Raw genomic sequence first — 15,992 nt, 5'->3', positions numbered from 1 at the left:
GATGTCCGTTGTCCTCGGATACGACCAGTCGCCGGGCGCGGCACGCGCACTGCGCGTCGCGATCGAGGTCGCGGCCGCGTTCGGCGAGCCCCTCGTGCTCGTCTACGGCGCCGCCGCCCCGGGCATCACCGGGGAGGAGTACCAGGCGCACCACGACGCGATCCGGCAGGCCGGCCGCACCGGACTCGACCGGGCGGTCCGGACCGCCGACGAGGCGGGCGTGCCGAGCACCGTCGAGATCATCGACGAGAAGCCGGAACAGGCGCTGATGGACGCCGCGTCCCGGCACAGCGCGCGGGTGATCGTGGTCGGCAGCTGGGGCGAGAGCCCCATGCGCGGCGCGCTCCTCGGCTCCACCCCGCACAAGCTCCTCCACCTGTCGACCGTGCCGGTGCTCTGCGTCCCGACGGCGGAGGAGGGTTCCTGAAGGGTGTCCCTCCGCCGGGTCCCGCTCGGGACCCGGCAGGGCAGCTTGCGGAGGTCTTTCTCTCCTGCCACGGGGTTCTCCTCAGTGATCGGGCCGGTCGGTAGGGGCCGGCGTGCGCAGGCACGCGGCGGCCAGGGAAACGGCGGACACCAGGGCCCAGGAACCCTCCAGCAACAGGAAGCCCCAGGACTCCTGGGTGAACGCGATCACCGCGAGGGCCGCCGAGCCCAGGAGGTTCAGCGACAGGGCGGTACGGGAGTCCCAGCGCAGGTGGCCGGTCCGACCGGCGACGTAGGCGACCAGGATGAGGAGGGAACCAGCGATTTCGACGAGATCGATGCGATGCATGAGTGCGCTGCGAGCCGTCTTTCCTGGGCCGGGTACGGCAACGCTCTCGTCCGGGGCGGCGCCGGAACGGCGTCACCGTCGCCCACTGTAGCCCAGACGGCTCCGGGCCCGGCCCCGGCGGGCGGCGCCTTCGCGACGTGCGGTTCCGGTCCGGTCGCGCAGGTCCGGCGGGCCGGGCGGAACGCGGTCACGGAGCGGGCCGCCACCTGGGCGGACGCGCCGGCGGCAACCACCCGCCGGACGCGTCGACCGAGGCGCAAACGTGTCCTGAACTGGGGGCTCCGGGCCCCCGCGCATGTGGGAGGGTAAAGACTGGATGAGAGCTCAGTTCTCGAGACTCGGGCCCCGGCACCGCTGAAAGGAGCGGTTCGGCGAGCGCCCTTGCTCTGGATCCTGCCCGGCGCCCGCCGGGCCTGTGACGGCAGAAGCCACCTGCTGTTTCTGGGCTGCGCCCCCAAGGGGAGAGCAGCATGCAGGACTTCGACATCATCAGTACCACTCAGGGCTCGCTCTGGCGACTGCGCCCGCAGGGAGAGATCGACATCGACGCCCGGCCCGCAGTGCACCGCGCCTTGGGCCGGCGGCCGGCCACCGCCCGTGACCTGGCGGTCGACATGACCGAGGTGTCCTTCATGGACATCGTGGGCCTGCAGTTGATGGCGCGCGTCGACACCGACGCCCGCAGCCATGGTCTCGGCGTCACGTTCACCGGCTGGCAGCGGCAGCCGCGCCATCTGCTCGCGGTCGCCGGCGACTTCATCCGGGTCGGCACGGCCCTCAGCTCCCCCTATGCCAGGGACGCCGCGTGACGTCGCAGGGCCTCGACCTGCCTCGGAGGGCACGAACGAGCCGTACAGCACGCGGCACCCCGTCCGCGGTTGCCGCCGCAGCGCCTTCCCCCGCGTGACGGGCGGGGCTTCCCCGCCTCGAGTCAGCGCTGTGCGGCCCCGGCGCCATGGGCCGGCGGGACGGGCAGCAGCCGGAAGGCGTCGTCGTGTGCGGTCACGTGGCCGGCGGTGGGCGGCGGGAAGTGGGTGCCCAGCATGAGGGTGCCCGTACCGGCAAGCGAGGCGAGCAGCTCGCGGCGCGTCGCCTCGGACTGCTGCGGGTCGATGTCGACGCAACTGCCGATGGCGGGACGGGCGAGCTGGACGGGGTGATGGATGCAGTCGCCGGTGATCAGCGCTGACGCGTCACCGCTGGTGAGCTCGACGGCGATGTGTCCCGGTGTGTGGCCCGGGGTGGGCAGCAGGCGCAGGCCGGGGGCGAGCCGGGCGCCGTCGGCCGGTACGTCGACCACATCGAGCAGCCCCGCCCGCTCGACCGGGAACACCGAGTCGTGGAACATCTGCCGCCGTGGTTCGTCCATGGCGTACCCGGCCCAGAACTCCCACTCGGTACGGGAGGTGACGTAGCGGGCGTTGGGGAAGGTGGGCACCCACGTGCCGTTCTCCGCACGGGTGTTCCAGCCGACGTGATCGGTGTGCAGATGGGTCAGGAGGACCAGGTCGACGGAGGCCGGGGGAAAGCCGGCGGCGGTGAGACGGTCGAGGTAGCCGGTTTCGAGGTTGTGCCACGCCGGATTCGCCCGTGGCTTGCCGTTGCCGATGCCGGTGTCGACCAGGACCCGGAGCCCGTCCGCCTCGAAGGCGAAGCTGTGACTGTCGATGCGCGGAAGGCCGTCGCCGTCCGCGAAGTCAGGGCGCAGCCAGGCCTGTTGCGAGACCACCTCCTCGGTGGCGTCGGGCAGCAGCCAGCGTCCGGTCGCGGGCGGCAGGGGAACCTCGTCGATGCGGTGGACGGTGATGTCGCCCACGGTCCAGGAGGGCGCGGGAGTGCCGGTGTCGTGGGCCGGTGCCGTGTGCATGTGCTGACGGTTCCTTCGGGAGAGCGGCGTGCGCCTGACGGCAGATGGACAACCCTTTAAAGCAATGACTTTGCGTTTAGCGACCGTAGGGCCTACGGTCGCTAAACGCAAACCCTTAGCTTTATGTGAGGGTCCGACCGGCCGTTCACGCCCGCCCGAGGAGACGCCCCATGTCCACCGATGAACTCACCGCCGCTGAGGCGGCCCGCTGGGCCGCCCGGGCCGGACTGCCGCTGGAGGAGGCGCGCCACGACGGGGTGGCGGCCACGGCCCGTCACATCCATGCCGTCGTGTCGGTCCTGCGCGAGCTGGACTTCGGCGACACGCCTCCCGCGTTCGCCTACCGCGCCGGAGAGGAGGAGCTCGATGCAGCCGTGTGAACTGTCGCTCGCCGACGCCGCGGAGGCGATCCGGCAACGGCAGCTGTCCCCCGTCGAACTGGTGGATTCGGTGCTCGACCGCATCGAGCACGTCGAACCCCGCCTGAGCGCCTACAGCGCCGTGACGGCCGAACGGGCCCGTGCCGCGGCGCGCGAAGCGGAGCGGGAAGCCGTGGCCGGCCGCTTCCGCGGTCCGCTGCACGGCATTCCCATGGGGCTGAAGGATCTGATCGATGTCGCAGGCCTGGCCACCGCGGCCGGCTCCCGGGTCCGGTCCGGACACCGTGCGGAGACCGACAGTACGGTCACCGCCCGTCTGGCGGCGGCCGGCGCGGTGCTGGTCGGCAAGACCCACACGCACGAGTTCGCGTACGGCCTGATCACGCCCCGGACGCACAACGCCTGGGACACGGCGCGGGTCGCCGGCGGGTCCAGCGGCGGGTCGGCCGTCGCCGTCGCGGCGGGTGCCGCGACGTTCGCCCTGGGCACCGACACCGGCGGCTCGATCCGCGTCCCCTCCGCGCTGAACGGCGTCGTGGGCCTGAAGCCGACCTACGGGCTGGTGCCCCGTCACGGTGTGACGAGCCTGTCCTGGTCGCTGGACCATGTCGGCCCCATCACCCGGACCGTCGAGGACGCGGCGCTGGTCCTGACCGCTCTCGTGGGACACGATCCCCGTGACCCGGCCTCGCTCGCCGCACCCGCCGCCGACTACCGGCCGCGCACCGGAACGGATCCGACGGGGCTGCGCGTGGGAGTGCCGCGCACCTACTACTTCGACCACGTCGATCCGCAGGTGGAGGCCGCGGTCCGGCGTGCCGTCGACCGGCTGGAGACCCTCGGCGCACATCTCGTCGAGGTCGACATCCCGATGACCCTCTACGTCCAGGCCACCCAGTGGGGGCTGATGGTCCCCGAGGCCACGGCTTACCACGAACGGACCCTTCGCGCCGTCCCGGACCTGTACGGGGCCGATGTCCGCGCCCTGCTCGAGGCCGGCGAACTGATGACCGCGGGGGACTACCTGCGCGCCCAACGCACCCGGACGGTGATGCGCCGGGAGTGGGCCCGCATGCTGGAGGACGTCGACGTGATCGCCGCCCCGACCGTCCCGATGACCGCGGTGCCGGCCGGCCTGGAGACGGTCACCTGGCCCGACGGCACGGTCGAGAGCGTCCCGGACGCCTATGTGCGCCTCTCCGCACCCGCCAACATCACCGGGGTCCCCTCGCTGACCCTCCCGGTCGGGCTCGACCGGGACGGGATGCCGATCGGCATGCAACTGCTCGGGCGCCCGCTGTCCGAGGCGATGCTTCTGCGGGTCGGCCGCGCCTACGAGCGGGCCGAGCTCCCCCGTGAGCCCGCCCGGCCGGGCCGGCGGCGGGAGCAGGCTCCGGCTCTTCCCCCGAGAGCAGGCTCCGGGAGCGAACCGGACCCCACGCATGCGCTTTAAGGTGGAGCCATGAGTGGACGGCAGATGGTGCGTCCCGGCGGGCGCAGCGCCCGGGTCCAGGCCGCGGTCCATGCCGCGGTGCGGGACCTCGAGTCGGAAGCGGGCCGGGGCGCTCTGACGATTCCGCTGGTCGCCCAGCGGGCGGGGGTCACCCCGTCGACGATCTACCGTCGTTGGGGTGACCTCCAGGAGCTGCTGTCGGATGTGGCGGTGGAGCGGCTGCGGCCCGAGGCGGCGCCGGAGGACCTCGGCGATCTGGCGTCCGACCTGACGGCCTGGGCCGAACAGTTCCTCGACGAGATGGCCTCTCCCCCGGGCCGGGCCTACGTCCGCGACGCGCTGCTGGGAGACCCGGACGGCGGGAACGCCGGCCAGTGCTCGGGCTTCGCCGCGGAGCAGATCGACATCATGCTCCGCCGCGCGGCCGGCCGCGGGGAGCGGGCGCCCGGCACCGAGACCGTCATCGACCGCCTCGTCGCACCGCTGATGTACCGCGTCCTCTTCCGCCCCGACGGCCTCGACGACACCTACGCGCGCCGCCTCGTCACGGACGCTCTCGACGCGGCCGGCCGCTGACCGGAGCCGGCCCGACCGGGCCGCCGAACGGAGCCCGTCCGGAGCACGTCCGGGTCGACCGCCGCCCGGATTCGCCCGGCCACCGCACCGCACGGCACCGGGCCGGGCCGGGAGTTGTCGCCGGGCTCGGGGTCAGCGGCGTGCGGCGCCGCGCTGCTGGAGGGTCCGGGTGCACCAGCCGATCACCGTGGCATTGATCAGCGCGCCGACGACCACGGCCGCGTACAGGAGGGCCGACGGGCCCGGGAGCGCGACGAGGACCAGGCTGACGGGTGCGGTGACGAGCAGGGGGACGACACCGAACAGGCTGGCGTCAGGGTGCTCGACGAACGTGCTGTCCACCCAGGTCCAGATCAGCAGCGCGCAGCACACCACGAGATATCCCCGGGCGAACCAGTTGACGAAGGCCAGGGAGAGGGTGCGCTGTATCCGGCTGTTGTTGCTCATGGTCCGCTTCTCTCGTTTCGGTGGTGGGACGGTGTGGCCTTCATGGCGCCCGGAAGTCGCTCGGCCGTACCAGGCCGATGTCATAGGCGAGGATGGTCGCCTGGACCCGGTCCCGGAGCTCCAGCTTGGTCAGGATTCTGTTGACGTGGGTCTTCACGGTCCCCACGGCGACGTCGAGGTCGTCGGAGATCTCGGCGTTGGTCATCCCCGAGGCCACGAGCCGGAGGATCTGCCGTTCGCGCGGGGTGATCCGGCTCAGGACCCCGGAGGTGTCCGCGGCGGCGGGCGGCCCCTGCGCGAAGGAGTGGATGAGCCTCCCGGTCACGGACGGGGCGAGCATGCCGTCCCCGGCCGCCACCACACGGATCGCGCCGAGCAGGTCCTCGGCCCGGGCGTCCTTGAGGAGGAAGCCCGAGGCGCCCGAGCGGAGCGCTTCGTAGACATAGGCGTCCAGGTCGAAGGTGGTGAGGATCAGGATCCGCGGCGCGTCGTCGAGGGCCGTGATCAGCCTGGTCGCGGTCAGTCCGTCGACGCCGGGCATCCGTACGTCCATCACGACGATGTCGGGGCGCAGCCGCTCGGCCAGCTCGACGGCCGCAGCACCGTCACCGGCCTCGCCGACGACCTCCATGTCGGGTTCGGCGTCGATGACGGCGACGAACCCGGACCGGACGACCAACTGGTCGTCGACGACCATCACGTCGATGGCGATGGTGACCCCTCCTTCTCCTGAACAGGTCCGTGACCGGCGGGCAGCCGCACCCGCAGCGTGCCCGGGGAATCCGCGGTGACCTCGCCACCGAGCACGTCCGCCTGTGCTCTCAGCAGGGTCATGACGGGCTCCGCGGTGGCCCGTGGTACGCCGGACACGACGAGGTCCAGCTGTTCCGGTGCGTGCGCCAGCAGCACGTCCGCCGGGGCCCCGTCGCCCGCGCTCAGGGCCCGCTCCACGATGCGGAAGGCGGCCAGGCCCACGCTCGTGGGCAGCGGCCCCGCCGCGGCCTCCGGTTCGTGCAGCGTCACCTGCCGCCCCAGCGCCCGGTACTGACGGCAGAGCAGATCGAGGTCGTCGACGGTGGGCTGCGGGGCGCGGTCCGCGTCCGGCGGGGCGGTGTGGAGGTGACCGAGCAGCTCCCGCATGGCGGTCAACGCCTCCCTGGCGTCCGCTGCCGCCTCCGCCAGCTCGCCGCGTTCCGCCCGGCCGACCATGCGTCCGGTCCGGCTCAGCACGCTCTCGCGCAGTCCGCGGACCATGCGCTGCCGCTCCGCGCTCGCTTCGGCGACCGCCGCCGACACGACGGCGGCGAACGCGTCGCCCTCGGACTCCAGCGTGCGGTCCCGCCGGGCGCGCCATGCCCGGCCGGCCCACCAGGCGCCGGTGAACAGCCCGGCGGTCGCCAGGGCCGTTCCCCCTGCCCAGGCCAGGGCCGCCCCGCCGGCCGTCGCGCCCGGCCCCGCTGCCAGGACCGTGACGGTCACCAGATGCCCGCAGACGGCGAGCGGCACGGCCGCCCAGGGCGGCGCAGCCCCGCGGCCGTGCGCGACGACGCCGAACACCGCTGCGGCCGTCACGGCCGCACTCGCCAGGAGGGACACCGCGGACGGGCCGTCCTGGGCGCCGAGTACCGCTGCCAACGGCCAGAGGCCGGACAGGCCAGCACCGCGCAGAACACCGTCCACGGCGCACGCCGCATCCCGAGCAGGGGCAGGCACTGCGTGCCCGCCAGCAGAGCGGTCAGCGCGCCGGGCCCGAGTCCGGCGCCGGCAGCGCCGGAGGTCGCCGGTGTGGCGAGGGCGGGAAGCAGCGGATTGGTCACCAGGCCCACGGCCGCCACACCTTGAGCCAGCCGGAACCGGTCCACCCGTCGCGCCGGGCCGCCCGCGCCCGAGGAGCCCGGGCCGCTGCCGGGCAGCTCGGCCCGTACACACCACCCGCCGCCCCGCTCGGGACCGGCGGTGAGCCGCCCGCCGGCGGCGCGAGCGCGCTCCCGCATGCCCGCCACGCCCCGGCCACCGCCCAGTTCGGACGAGCCGTCGGCCTTTCGGGCGGGCGCGGCGTTCCGGACCTCGAGCTCCACGGTGTCGCCCACGGCGGTGCAGCGGACTTGCACCTGCGCTCCCGGAGCGTGCCGCAGCGCATTGGTCAGCGCCTCCCGCACGATGCCGTGCACTGCCTCGCCCCGCGTGCCCGGCAGGTCGGACGGCAGGTCGAGGAGGATCGGCTGCCCGAGCCGCCGCAGGCCGGCCGCGAGCTCCTCGATCTGCCCGACGACGCTCCCGGACTCCTCGCCCGGCCCGCCCAGTCCGGAACGGGCCTTCACCAGCGTGCCCAGCACGTCGTATCCGGTACGGGTGACGAATTCCAGCGCCTGCCGGGTCATCGCGGGCCTGCCGTCCCCCAGCCTGAGGGCGGCCTCGGCCGTGACGACGACCGCGGTCAGGTGATGGGCGCTGACATCGTGCAGCTCCCTCGCCAGCCGGCCGCGTTCCACCGCGGGCAGCCGCCGCCGCTCCTCCTCGGCGCGGGCCAGCCGGCGTGCGGCGGCCGCCCGGTCACGGGACCGGCGCCGGGCCGGCATGCCGGTGCCGAGGGCGAGCGCGTAGGTGACGACGGTGAGCAGGACGTCCAGGCCCTGGGCGCGGCCGATACCGTGCAGGGACATGCCCCACAGCGTCTGCCAGCCCACCAGTGCGGCGGCGACGAGCACAGTGGTCCGGACGTCGCAGCGCGAGGCCACGGCGTGGAGCGCCAGGCCGGCACCGGCGGTGCCCAGGACGGCGAAGCCGCCGGGGGGAACGCCGGTGGAGCCGAGCGCGCAGGCCGACACGACCACCAGGAGGGCGAGGACCGGGCTCCGGCCCCGCCACGCCAGCGCCGCACCGGCCGGTGCGATCACCAGAGCAGCGGTGAGCAGCGCCGGGCCGGGGACCCGTTCCGCGCGCAGCAGCGCGGAGCCGGGCCAGGCGAGCACCTGAGCGCACATCAGGACGATCGGCAACGTCCGATCCGGGAAGTTCTTCATGACATGACGAGACTATGGGCCACTGACCAGGGTTTACGTCCCCCCTCGGGACGAAGACGCCGTGTATCCCGGGATAGACGCCCCGTCGTCCTTCGCTGTCCGGGGGCTGCTCCTGGCCTACGCGGTCTGCCGCTTCGGCTTCGGGGTGAGCGGGGCCTGGCTGCACCACCTCGTGGTGATCGCCGCGATGCCCGCCCCGCAGAACCTGTTTCGTCTTCGCCACGTCCTGAGGCCCGTCCGCGCTCGAAGCCGCGGGGCACAGAGGCCGTGACCCCGGTGCCCCGCGACTCGACCCGGCCGCTCGGCTCAGCGAGCCGTCGTGGACCACTTCTCGTCCGGTGCGCCGTTGCAGGTCCACTGGATCAGCTGGGACCCCTTGGTCGCGTCGGCGCCGAGACCGAGGCACTTGCCGGAGTAGACGTTGCGCAACTCATGCTTGTCCCGGTCGTACCACCACTTCTGGTCGACCGCGCCGTTGCACGTGTACTGAACCATGCCTGCCCCGTTGGCGAGGCTGGACGCGGGGCCCATGCACTTGCCCGAGTACGCGTTCTGCAGGACATGGGCGCGCTTGCCGTTGGAGTCGGTGGTGTCCTCGAACACCCACCGTTCGTCCTGGGCGTTGGTGCATCCCCACTGGATGACCTTCGAACCGTTGGTGATCCTGTTCCCCGCACCGGCGCAGAGCGCGCTGTAGTCGTTGCTGAGGGGGACGGCACTGTCGGCCCGTCGTGGCTGCAGGGAGAAGACGACGCGATGGTCGGTCTGTTCGTTACTGCCCCACAGGCGGCCCGAGCTCGGCGCGTAGGACAGGTTCTGGGTGAGCGTCGGTGAGCGGGTCAGCACCGAGGCGCGTTCGCCCGTCCGGGCCCGGTAGATACAGGAATAGCTGAGCCGGTCTCCGGGCCGGAAGTCTCCCATGTAGTTGACGGGGCACTCCGCGGACAGGTAGTAGTACTCGCCGTCGGTGGCCACCCCCTGGAGCTGGCGAACGGGCGCGACATGGGCGGAGGTTGCCCTCACGGGACTCGTACCGCCTTCACCGATGGACGCGAGGGGCCAGTTGATGACGCGCGCCGGGCGACGGTCGATATCGGGATCGAAGATCCTCTCGGTGGAGTTGCTCCGGTACTCCCCGGACACCAGGCTCCCGCTGCTGCGGTCCACGCTCAGGGAACTCAGACATGCGATGAGCCCGGCACACGCCCGGAGAGCCTTGCGGCCGGGGTGTGCCTGTTCCCATGCGGCTTCCTGGGCCTTGGTCTGGTATCCGTAGCGGGCGACCATGGGCAGCGCCCATTGATGATGGCCCGCCGACGAGACCCTGCCCTCGACCCCGACGTTCCCGGAGAGGGAGTTCATCCTCCACAGGTGGTTCAGGTCGTAGATCTGGAGTTCACCGCCGTTGGCCACGAACAGCCTGTTTCCGTACCAGGCCATGCCGTCGGCGTGGACGTTTTCGACGGCTCGGAAATTCGGGTCGTTCCGGCTGCCCGTGGGACGGACGAGCAGCACGTGCCCGTAGCTCCGGTCCTCGCCGGTCGATTCGAGGATGGAGACGCGGGCCTTCTTGTCGCGGTCGTTCTCCTTGTCACCGTGGCCGTAGTACCAGGCCTGCATGTACAGGTGATGGCCGTCCGCGGTGCCGCTCTCGTAGGCGTCGTGCGAGGCCGTCATGCCCTGCGGGTGCCAGCCTCCGGCGGGGTTGTAGGCGCTGGTGCCGTCGTCCGTCCTGTCCCAGCAGAACCCGTTGTACTTCAGGGTGCCGTTGATGCCGGTCGTGTGGCACAGGTTCCGGCCGGTGTGCTGCCGGGACTGGGCGACGCTCAGCGGCGAGGCCTTGCTCACGGCGCTCGTTGCCTCAACGGCCTCGATCACCGACCTGGCCGTCCGGTCGCCGGGCTCTCCGTGGTCGACGCCCGGTATCTCGCGCGGGTAGAGGACGAACTCGGACGCGTCCACCTTCTCGAACCGGCCGTCCTCCGGCGCGGCGGCAGCCTGCTGCGCACCCGTCAGGACGGTTGCCAGGGAGGCCAGTACGACCAGTGCCGCTGCGAACCGGCCTCCTCGGCGCGTACATAAGTTTGATTCCATGATCTGCAACACGTGCCCCCGGGCGCCTGCGGTTCCCCGGCCCGGCAAGGAAGCGGCGGGCAGGCCGGATCCGACGCGCCTGGACAGCCCGGCCGAACGCCGAGGCGGCGGCCGGCCCGCACTGCCCGCCGCCCGCCGCCTCGTTGCCGCTCAGCCGTTGTAGACGGCCCAGCGCTTCACCTTTCCGTGGCCGGAGCAGTCGCCGCCGAACTTCCAGTAGCCGACGCCGACCAGCGGACCCCGGATCGACGTACCGTCCGTGCACAGCGTGTAGGCGCCCGAACGCCCGGAGGACACACGGCAGTCGGCCTTCCAGCGCTTGCCGCTGTTGACGAAGTTCCTGCAGTACGACACCCGGGCGGGCGCGAAGGAACCGGAATCGGTGCGGTGCAGGGCCGGCTTCCCGGGCTCGGCGTCGGCGTGCGCGGCCGGCCGGGACGTCTTCAGGTGGACGCTCTCCGGGACCATGGGTCCGGCCAGCGCCGGAGCAGCGGCGCCACCCGCCAGGGCGGCCGCTACGGCCACCAGGGCGAAGGCCTTCTTGGCACGGGTCATGGCAACTCCTCTGGGATATACGGCCATGGGGAGGGCGCAGGACCGGACGCGCCGTGTCTTCACCCCCGTCGGCCGGGAACGGCTTTCCCGGCCTGTCACCACGGTGCCGGTCCCGGCCGTCCGCCCGTATCGCCCTGGGGTCGGACACTCCGTCGGCCGCCTCCGCCGGATGGGGGAGGCACGACCGGCCACACCCGCGCCGGGTGCGGCGTGATCCGTGTCCGGTCCGGGAGAGCCGGCCGCTCATCCCCCGCGCCTGGTCCAGAATCGGCGGATGGACGTCCCCGAGCTGCTGGAAGCCGCCTCCCTCGTGGTCCCCGAGGAGATCGCCACCGAGAACGACCTCACCGTGAGCGATGTCTGGGAGTACCTCACCCGGGACGACTGGGAGGGGGCCTTCGGGCTGCTGGAGGACCTCGGTGGCGCCCGGCACCTGCCGCTCGGCTTCTGGGAGAGCATGGCCGACGCCGCCGAACAGCTGGGGATGCAGCGCAGCGCGGCCTGGTGCCGCTGGCGCTGCCACGAGAGCCGGTACGGCGTCATCCGAGCCGATCTCACCCTCCGGCCGGCCTCCGAGACGCGACGTCGGACGCCCCTTCCCGGCGCCGGCACGCTGCGGCCGATGTGGGACATCGGCCATCGCACTCCGGCCGGCGAACCGGACCTCGCCATCGCCGCGCTCTGGGTGGAGTTCACGCCCTTCCTGGAGCCCGGCGGGCGCGCCACGGCGCGTCTTGCTCCGCTCACCCCCTCGCGGTGGCGGCACCTCCGGCCCGGCCAGGCGATCACCCTGCACGAGAGCCGGCCCCCGGCCGGGACGGCGGTCGTCCTGGAGGTTCAGGACCCGGCCGAGCCCGGCGCCCTCCACCCGCCGGCTCCGCCCCGGCATGCCGACGGGCGGGGCTGACGAGCGGATCTACTCGTCCGCCCCGCCCGGCCGGCCGAGGACGTCAAGAGGGGCGACGGGCCGTGCAGGGGAAGGGACAGGACCGCGTCAGGTCTCGTCCTCCAGGCGGATGGCGTCCCTGAGGTCCTGAGCGGACTGCCCCGACCTGCCCTCCTGGGCGTCGAGCAACGCGGTGGCGATGGCATCCAGCTTGCGCTGAATGGCGTGTTCGGCCCGCCGTTCGGAGTTCTTCAGCAGTGCCAGCAGCAACAGGGTGACCGCCGTCATGGCGTCGCCGAGCAGCAGCAGCCACTTCAGCGGCACATGCACCAGGTGAGCGCCGACGACGGCCGCCACCAGCGCCAGGCACAGCCCGAAGAAGACCGGTGAGCTGGTGAAGTTCGACGCCTTCTCGGCGAGGCGCGCGAACCGCCCCTGTGTCCTGCCGCCGCGATGAGCGGGATGTTGAAGCGTCATGCGGTCTCCTCACCTGGTCCCGGGGTGTCTGCCCGGGACCGGCGCTCTGGCGGACCCGGGCAGCATTTCAGTGACAGCGGAGCGTCACCCGACAACGGCGCGTCACAGCCGGCCGGTGTGGCGCCGGCCGTGGGCCGCGGCCGAGGCTAAGGCGTCGCGGCGCGCCGCGACCTGGCACGGCGGACGAAGGGGCGTGGCGACGGCGCCGCCGGCGGTGCGGAACCCGTCTGCGGTTGTTGTCGGCACGGCAGTCCTCCGTCCTGGAGCCGGGATGCGGTCGATGGCTGATGAGGATGGCAGGCATCCACCGGTGCGACTGCCCGGCGAGCACAGGGGAAAACTGGCGGACACCCTGGGGTGACGGACGGGAATCCGCTGGTCACGCAAGGCCGCGTGCGGCCGGGACGCAAGAGGGCGCGTACGGCCGCGTGACGTGTGAGGGCGCGTACGGCCGGGTGAGGGCGATGCGGCCGGGTGAGGTCGCGTGCGGCGGCGTGCGGGAATCCGCGGTTCACTCGGGGAGCAGTCCCGCGGCCGTGACCCGGTGCAGATGGATCAGTACGTCGTGGCTGGGCAGCAGCGTGGCTGGGCAGCAGCGGGATGTCGAACTTCGAGAACTCCGGGTAGACGGTGCCGATGCTCAGGGTCGGGCGAGCGGTGGCCGGCCAGTCCCGGGCCGCCCGAGCGGCGGTCCGCTGGTCCAGCAGGTAGTCACGGTGGCGCACCCGGTCCAGGGTGTGCTCGTTGCTGCCCGGGGCCGCGGGTCCCACAGCGAAGTAACCGATGGTGTGTCATGCCCCACGTCTCTTGATGGAGCGGCTCGTTGACGATCGAGAGGTCCCCCGCGTTCACGGTGGGGTCATCCCCCGACGGCGGCACCGGGGCACCGGGTGCGGGGGATTGGGGCCTGAGACCGGTAGACGCCGTTGATCGAGTGGTCGGTGTTCCTGAATGGTGCGGGGTTCACAGGCAGTCGCCGCCGTCCGATGCTGCTCACCGGCCGGCGGCGTCAGGCGTGTTCCCGTTCGTTCGTCTCCTCGATGGCTGCGCCCGGGTGCGACGGCGGCCGAGCAACTTGCACCCCACCATCACCAGGCCGATGGCCATGACCTTGGAGGCCCCGTGGTAGCCGGAGGCCGGCGTATCCGGGGTGCCGGGCAGCCGGAGAAAGACCCATGCCGCCCCGACGCCCCCGAGGACGATCAGTGCGACAGCCCCCCACGTTCCGAGGTCCGCCCACCAGGGCTCCGGGATGTGACCCCGCTCGTCGCTCTGCTCAACATCCTTGTCAGCCATGGTCGGTTCTCCTGCCCATTGGTGACGATCGCGGGGGAAGACGCGGGCCCGGCGCGGAAGGTTCACAGGGCCAGACGGTCCTGCTGGAGCCGACATCCTGTCAACCGACACCCCCCTCGCCCTTTCCCCTCGCGGAGCCACGGCCGCCCGCGGATTCCTCACACAACCAGCGCTCGGATTCCGCGGACCCGCTGGTTTCCGGATCGCCCCTGTGCCGGACCCCGGGACACGTGCGGACCGCTCAGCAGTTACGGGACAGCCCTCAGACACCGCGGTCCGCTGGTCGGTAGTGCGTCATACGATCAATGGCGTGAGTGGAAACGTACTGGTCCTCACCGGGCCGCCGGGGGCAGGAAAGTCGACTGTGGCACGCCAGGTGGCGTCCGCTCGTGATCTCGGCGTGCATGTGCACACCGACGACTTCTGGCACTACATCGTCGCCGGGGCCATTCCTCCGCATCTACCGGAGTCCGATGCACAGAACCACACTGTGGTGGAAGCCATCGCCGGCGCAGCCTTCGCCTATGCCGAAGGTGGCTACGACGTGGTGGTGGACGGCATCGTGGGGCCGTGGATGCTGGATCACTATCGTCGGCAGGCCGCACTCCATCCGGCCGTTGCGATGCACTACGTGGTGCTGCGCCCCTCGCGCGAGGTCACCCTCGGTCGGGCACAGGCCCGAACGTCGGCGGATGCTCTGGTCGACGCCGGGCCGATTCTCTCTCTGTGGGATCAGTTCTCGAGTCTTGGCGTGCTGGAGTCGCACGCGCTGGACAGCACTGAGCTCAGCGTCGAACGTACCGAGGAGACCGTGCGGGCGGGTCTGGACACCGGCAGGTTCAGGATCACCTGATCCCTACGTGCGGCTTCCTCGCCCGGAAGCGCCGCGCCGGCCCGCCTTCGCCGGCACCGGCCACGGGTCCGGGTCCGGGTCCGGGTGGGGCATGAACCGGCCCGGAGACGCACGCTGGTCAGTAGGCCGGCGAACCCGAGCCGGGCAGTAATCAGGCCACGGACCGCTGAGCGCACCATCCGACGTGCATGTTCCTCGGCCCCGGATTCCCGGGGCATTGCGGCATACGCGACCGTGCGCTCAGCCGGTACCCGCCTGAGCCGGGGGCGGCGTCATGGCCCAGCGGATGGTGCGGGTGAGCGCGTGCCCGGTCAGCCGGACGCCGGTCTCCTCGATCCCGGGCAGATACGGGAGCCGGAGCGGGCCGCGGGCCCAGCGCGGGAGGGCGGACACCGATGTCGCGGCCAGCAGGGCGTAGGGGGCACGGGCGATCAGGGGCAGCGGCGGGTGCAGGAGGATGAAGCGGGCGGCCTCCCGGGCCTCCCGTGTGGCGCGCAGTTCCGGACGGTAGGCGTCGAGGCGCCGGTGCAGTTCGGCCCGGTTGCGCGGCGGGTCGGGGACGCCGAGGGCCTCCGCGACGCGTGCGGTGTCGGCGACGTAGCCGTCGCAGCCGGCGGCGTCCAGCGGGTGCGCGCCGTAGAGCTGATGGGCGCGCAGGAAGCTGTCGACCTCCGCGACGTGCACCCAGCCCAGCAGATGCGGATCGGCCGCGTGGTACGGCTCCCCGGCGGCTGTCGTGCCTTGCACGCGGTCGTGCACGGCCCGCACGCGGTCGACCGCGTGCTGTGCGTCCTCGGCCGTGCCGAAGGTCGTGACGGCGAGAAAGGTGCTGGTGCGCTGGAGCCGTCCCCAGGGGTCGCCGCGGTAGCCGGAGTGGGCCGCGACGGCGGCCATGGCCAGCGGGTGCAGGGACTGCAGCAGCAGGGCGGTCAGGCCCCCGATGAACATCGACGCGTCGCTGTGCACGGTGCGGATGGGGCGGTCCGGTGCGAACCAGCGCGGCCCGGGGCTGCCGTGGATGCGGGCACGGTTCTCCGGACCGGCAGGGCCCGCCACGCGGGCGAAGAGGCTGCTGCCGATCCGTTGCCGCAGGTCGCCGACTCGGGGCACGGAGATGTCCACACGTCCAGTATCGGGTGTGGGGTGGGTTTCGGGGGTGGGGCTTCTTCCGGTCGGTGCGTTTGTGCGGGGCTTCGTTTGTTGGGTGCGGGTGTGCGCGGTACTGGAAGTCCGGCGCCGAGAGCTTCGACTTGTCGTCGTAGTACTCGATCGCCTCGGTGCACGACTCGCGCTTGACGGTCTTCGTCTTG

Annotated in this window: 19 protein-coding genes and 1 riboswitch; of the genes, 7 read left to right on the top strand and 12 right to left on the bottom strand. The window is 72.3% G+C overall.

The window, feature by feature from the left end; all coding sequences use genetic code 11:
* The first annotated feature begins 1 nt into the window (after window position 1).
* The gene (locus tag ABT112_RS24920; RefSeq protein WP_351513108.1) at window positions 2-427 is read left to right on the top strand and encodes a universal stress protein; all 426 of its coding nucleotides are present in this window, start codon (window positions 2-4) and stop codon (window positions 425-427) included.
* A gap of 81 nt (window positions 428-508) precedes the next feature.
* On the opposite strand, the gene ABT112_RS24915 is transcribed toward ABT112_RS24920, so the two are convergent.
* Entirely contained in the window at window positions 509-775 is a 267-nt protein-coding gene (locus ABT112_RS24915) for a CBU_0592 family membrane protein (protein WP_351513106.1), read from the bottom strand.
* An 8-nt stretch (window positions 776-783) separates the two neighbouring features.
* Window positions 784-852: riboswitch (guanidine-III (ykkC-III) riboswitch) on the bottom strand.
* A 393-nt stretch (window positions 853-1,245) separates the two neighbouring features.
* Between ABT112_RS24915 and ABT112_RS24910 the strand changes: the two genes are divergently transcribed.
* On the top strand, window positions 1,246-1,584 hold the full coding sequence (locus tag ABT112_RS24910; protein ID WP_351513104.1) for an STAS domain-containing protein: 339 nt from the start codon (window positions 1,246-1,248) through the stop codon (window positions 1,582-1,584).
* Window positions 1,585-1,706: 122 nt separating this feature from the next.
* On the opposite strand, the gene ABT112_RS24905 is transcribed toward ABT112_RS24910, so the two are convergent.
* Window positions 1,707-2,642, bottom strand: a complete 936-nt coding sequence (locus ABT112_RS24905) for an MBL fold metallo-hydrolase (RefSeq protein ID WP_351513102.1) — start codon at window positions 2,640-2,642, stop codon at window positions 1,707-1,709.
* A 170-nt stretch (window positions 2,643-2,812) separates the two neighbouring features.
* Between ABT112_RS24905 and ABT112_RS24900 the strand changes: the two genes are divergently transcribed.
* From ABT112_RS24900 to ABT112_RS24890, 3 genes are read left to right on the top strand one after another with little or no spacing between them, the layout of a single operon-like run.
* Window positions 2,813-3,022 (top strand): hypothetical protein, encoded by a 210-nt coding sequence (locus tag ABT112_RS24900; protein WP_351513100.1) that lies wholly within the window; start codon window positions 2,813-2,815, stop codon window positions 3,020-3,022.
* Window positions 3,009-4,475, top strand: coding sequence for an amidase (locus ABT112_RS24895; RefSeq protein ID WP_351513099.1), 1,467 nt, complete (start codon window positions 3,009-3,011; stop codon window positions 4,473-4,475). The genes ABT112_RS24900 and ABT112_RS24895 overlap by 14 nt, the downstream gene beginning before the upstream one ends.
* Before the next feature lie 9 nt (window positions 4,476-4,484).
* On the top strand, window positions 4,485-5,051 hold the full coding sequence (locus ABT112_RS24890) for a TetR/AcrR family transcriptional regulator (RefSeq protein ID WP_351513097.1): 567 nt from the start codon (window positions 4,485-4,487) through the stop codon (window positions 5,049-5,051).
* 132 nt (window positions 5,052-5,183) lie between these two features.
* On the opposite strand, the gene ABT112_RS24885 is transcribed toward ABT112_RS24890, so the two are convergent.
* The 6 genes from ABT112_RS24885 to ABT112_RS24860 form a co-directional block, all read right to left on the bottom strand.
* Complete coding sequence (locus tag ABT112_RS24885; protein ID WP_351513095.1) at window positions 5,184-5,498, bottom strand: SCO4225 family membrane protein; 315 nt, start codon at window positions 5,496-5,498, stop codon at window positions 5,184-5,186.
* Between the two features lie 40 nt (window positions 5,499-5,538).
* The gene (locus ABT112_RS24880; RefSeq protein ID WP_502975433.1) at window positions 5,539-6,195 is read right to left on the bottom strand and encodes a response regulator; all 657 of its coding nucleotides are present in this window, start codon (window positions 6,193-6,195) and stop codon (window positions 5,539-5,541) included.
* Entirely contained in the window at window positions 6,195-7,070 is an 876-nt protein-coding gene (locus ABT112_RS24875) for a sensor histidine kinase (RefSeq protein ID WP_351513188.1), read from the bottom strand. Before ABT112_RS24875 ends, ABT112_RS24880 begins: the two co-directional genes overlap by 1 nt.
* Complete coding sequence (locus ABT112_RS24870; protein ID WP_351513093.1) at window positions 7,067-8,521, bottom strand: sensor histidine kinase; 1,455 nt, start codon at window positions 8,519-8,521, stop codon at window positions 7,067-7,069. The genes ABT112_RS24875 and ABT112_RS24870 overlap by 4 nt, the downstream gene beginning before the upstream one ends.
* Before the next feature lie 306 nt (window positions 8,522-8,827).
* Window positions 8,828-10,615 (bottom strand): RICIN domain-containing protein, encoded by a 1,788-nt coding sequence (locus ABT112_RS24865; RefSeq protein WP_351513092.1) that lies wholly within the window; start codon window positions 10,613-10,615, stop codon window positions 8,828-8,830.
* Between the two features lie 150 nt (window positions 10,616-10,765).
* Window positions 10,766-11,170 carry a hypothetical protein gene (locus ABT112_RS24860; RefSeq protein WP_351513090.1) on the bottom strand — a complete coding sequence of 135 codons (405 nt, stop codon included), beginning with the start codon at window positions 11,168-11,170 and terminating at the stop codon, window positions 10,766-10,768.
* A 274-nt stretch (window positions 11,171-11,444) separates the two neighbouring features.
* On the opposite strand from ABT112_RS24860, the gene ABT112_RS24855 reads away from it, so the two are divergent.
* Entirely contained in the window at window positions 11,445-12,077 is a 633-nt protein-coding gene (locus ABT112_RS24855; RefSeq protein ID WP_351513088.1) for a hypothetical protein, read from the top strand.
* Window positions 12,078-12,164: 87 nt separating this feature from the next.
* Here ABT112_RS24855 and ABT112_RS24850 read toward each other — a convergent pair whose 3' ends face one another.
* From ABT112_RS24850 to ABT112_RS24845, 3 genes are all read right to left on the bottom strand, one after another.
* On the bottom strand, window positions 12,165-12,533 hold the full coding sequence (locus ABT112_RS24850; protein WP_351513086.1) for a low affinity iron permease family protein: 369 nt from the start codon (window positions 12,531-12,533) through the stop codon (window positions 12,165-12,167).
* Window positions 12,534-12,679: 146 nt separating this feature from the next.
* Complete coding sequence (locus tag ABT112_RS35415) at window positions 12,680-13,258, bottom strand: hypothetical protein (protein ID WP_502975435.1); 579 nt, start codon at window positions 13,256-13,258, stop codon at window positions 12,680-12,682.
* A 268-nt stretch (window positions 13,259-13,526) separates the two neighbouring features.
* On the bottom strand, window positions 13,527-13,829 hold the full coding sequence (locus ABT112_RS24845; protein ID WP_351513084.1) for a hypothetical protein: 303 nt from the start codon (window positions 13,827-13,829) through the stop codon (window positions 13,527-13,529).
* Window positions 13,830-14,139: 310 nt separating this feature from the next.
* Between ABT112_RS24845 and ABT112_RS24840 the strand changes: the two genes are divergently transcribed.
* Complete coding sequence (locus tag ABT112_RS24840; RefSeq protein ID WP_351513082.1) at window positions 14,140-14,682, top strand: AAA family ATPase; 543 nt, start codon at window positions 14,140-14,142, stop codon at window positions 14,680-14,682.
* A gap of 240 nt (window positions 14,683-14,922) precedes the next feature.
* Here the strand turns inward: ABT112_RS24840 and ABT112_RS24835 are convergent, their stop codons facing one another.
* Window positions 14,923-15,804: an oxygenase MpaB family protein gene (locus tag ABT112_RS24835; protein WP_351513080.1), complete on the bottom strand. Its 882-nt coding sequence runs from the start codon at window positions 15,802-15,804 to the stop codon at window positions 14,923-14,925.
* Between the last annotated feature and the right edge of the window lie 188 nt (window positions 15,805-15,992).

Source organism: Streptomyces sp. NPDC002055 (genome assembly GCF_040296705.1).
Taxonomy (GTDB): Bacteria; Actinomycetota; Actinomycetes; order Streptomycetales; family Streptomycetaceae; genus Streptomyces.
The sequence above is the reverse complement of the archived record's forward strand: the minus strand, read 5'-3'. Positions and strand labels throughout refer to the sequence as shown.

Coding starts and splice junctions, on each gene's coding strand:
- ABT112_RS24920 (WP_351513108.1), top strand. CDS start 2: ATGTCCGTTGTCCTCGGATACGACCAGTCGCCGGGCGCGGCACGCGCA.
- ABT112_RS24915 (WP_351513106.1), bottom strand. CDS start 775: ATGCATCGCATCGATCTCGTCGAAATCGCTGGTTCCCTCCTCATCCTG.
- ABT112_RS24910 (WP_351513104.1), top strand. CDS start 1,246: ATGCAGGACTTCGACATCATCAGTACCACTCAGGGCTCGCTCTGGCGA.
- ABT112_RS24905 (WP_351513102.1), bottom strand. CDS start 2,642: ATGCACACGGCACCGGCCCACGACACCGGCACTCCCGCGCCCTCCTGG.
- ABT112_RS24900 (WP_351513100.1), top strand. CDS start 2,813: ATGTCCACCGATGAACTCACCGCCGCTGAGGCGGCCCGCTGGGCCGCC.
- ABT112_RS24895 (WP_351513099.1), top strand. CDS start 3,009: ATGCAGCCGTGTGAACTGTCGCTCGCCGACGCCGCGGAGGCGATCCGG.
- ABT112_RS24890 (WP_351513097.1), top strand. CDS start 4,485: ATGAGTGGACGGCAGATGGTGCGTCCCGGCGGGCGCAGCGCCCGGGTC.
- ABT112_RS24885 (WP_351513095.1), bottom strand. CDS start 5,498: ATGAGCAACAACAGCCGGATACAGCGCACCCTCTCCCTGGCCTTCGTC.
- ABT112_RS24880 (WP_502975433.1), bottom strand. CDS start 6,195: ATGGTCGTCGACGACCAGTTGGTCGTCCGGTCCGGGTTCGTCGCCGTC.
- ABT112_RS24870 (WP_351513093.1), bottom strand. CDS start 8,521: ATGAAGAACTTCCCGGATCGGACGTTGCCGATCGTCCTGATGTGCGCT.
- ABT112_RS24865 (WP_351513092.1), bottom strand. CDS start 10,615: ATGGAATCAAACTTATGTACGCGCCGAGGAGGCCGGTTCGCAGCGGCA.
- ABT112_RS24860 (WP_351513090.1), bottom strand. CDS start 11,170: ATGACCCGTGCCAAGAAGGCCTTCGCCCTGGTGGCCGTAGCGGCCGCC.
- ABT112_RS24855 (WP_351513088.1), top strand. CDS start 11,445: ATGGACGTCCCCGAGCTGCTGGAAGCCGCCTCCCTCGTGGTCCCCGAG.
- ABT112_RS24850 (WP_351513086.1), bottom strand. CDS start 12,533: ATGACGCTTCAACATCCCGCTCATCGCGGCGGCAGGACACAGGGGCGG.
- ABT112_RS24845 (WP_351513084.1), bottom strand. CDS start 13,829: ATGGCTGACAAGGATGTTGAGCAGAGCGACGAGCGGGGTCACATCCCG.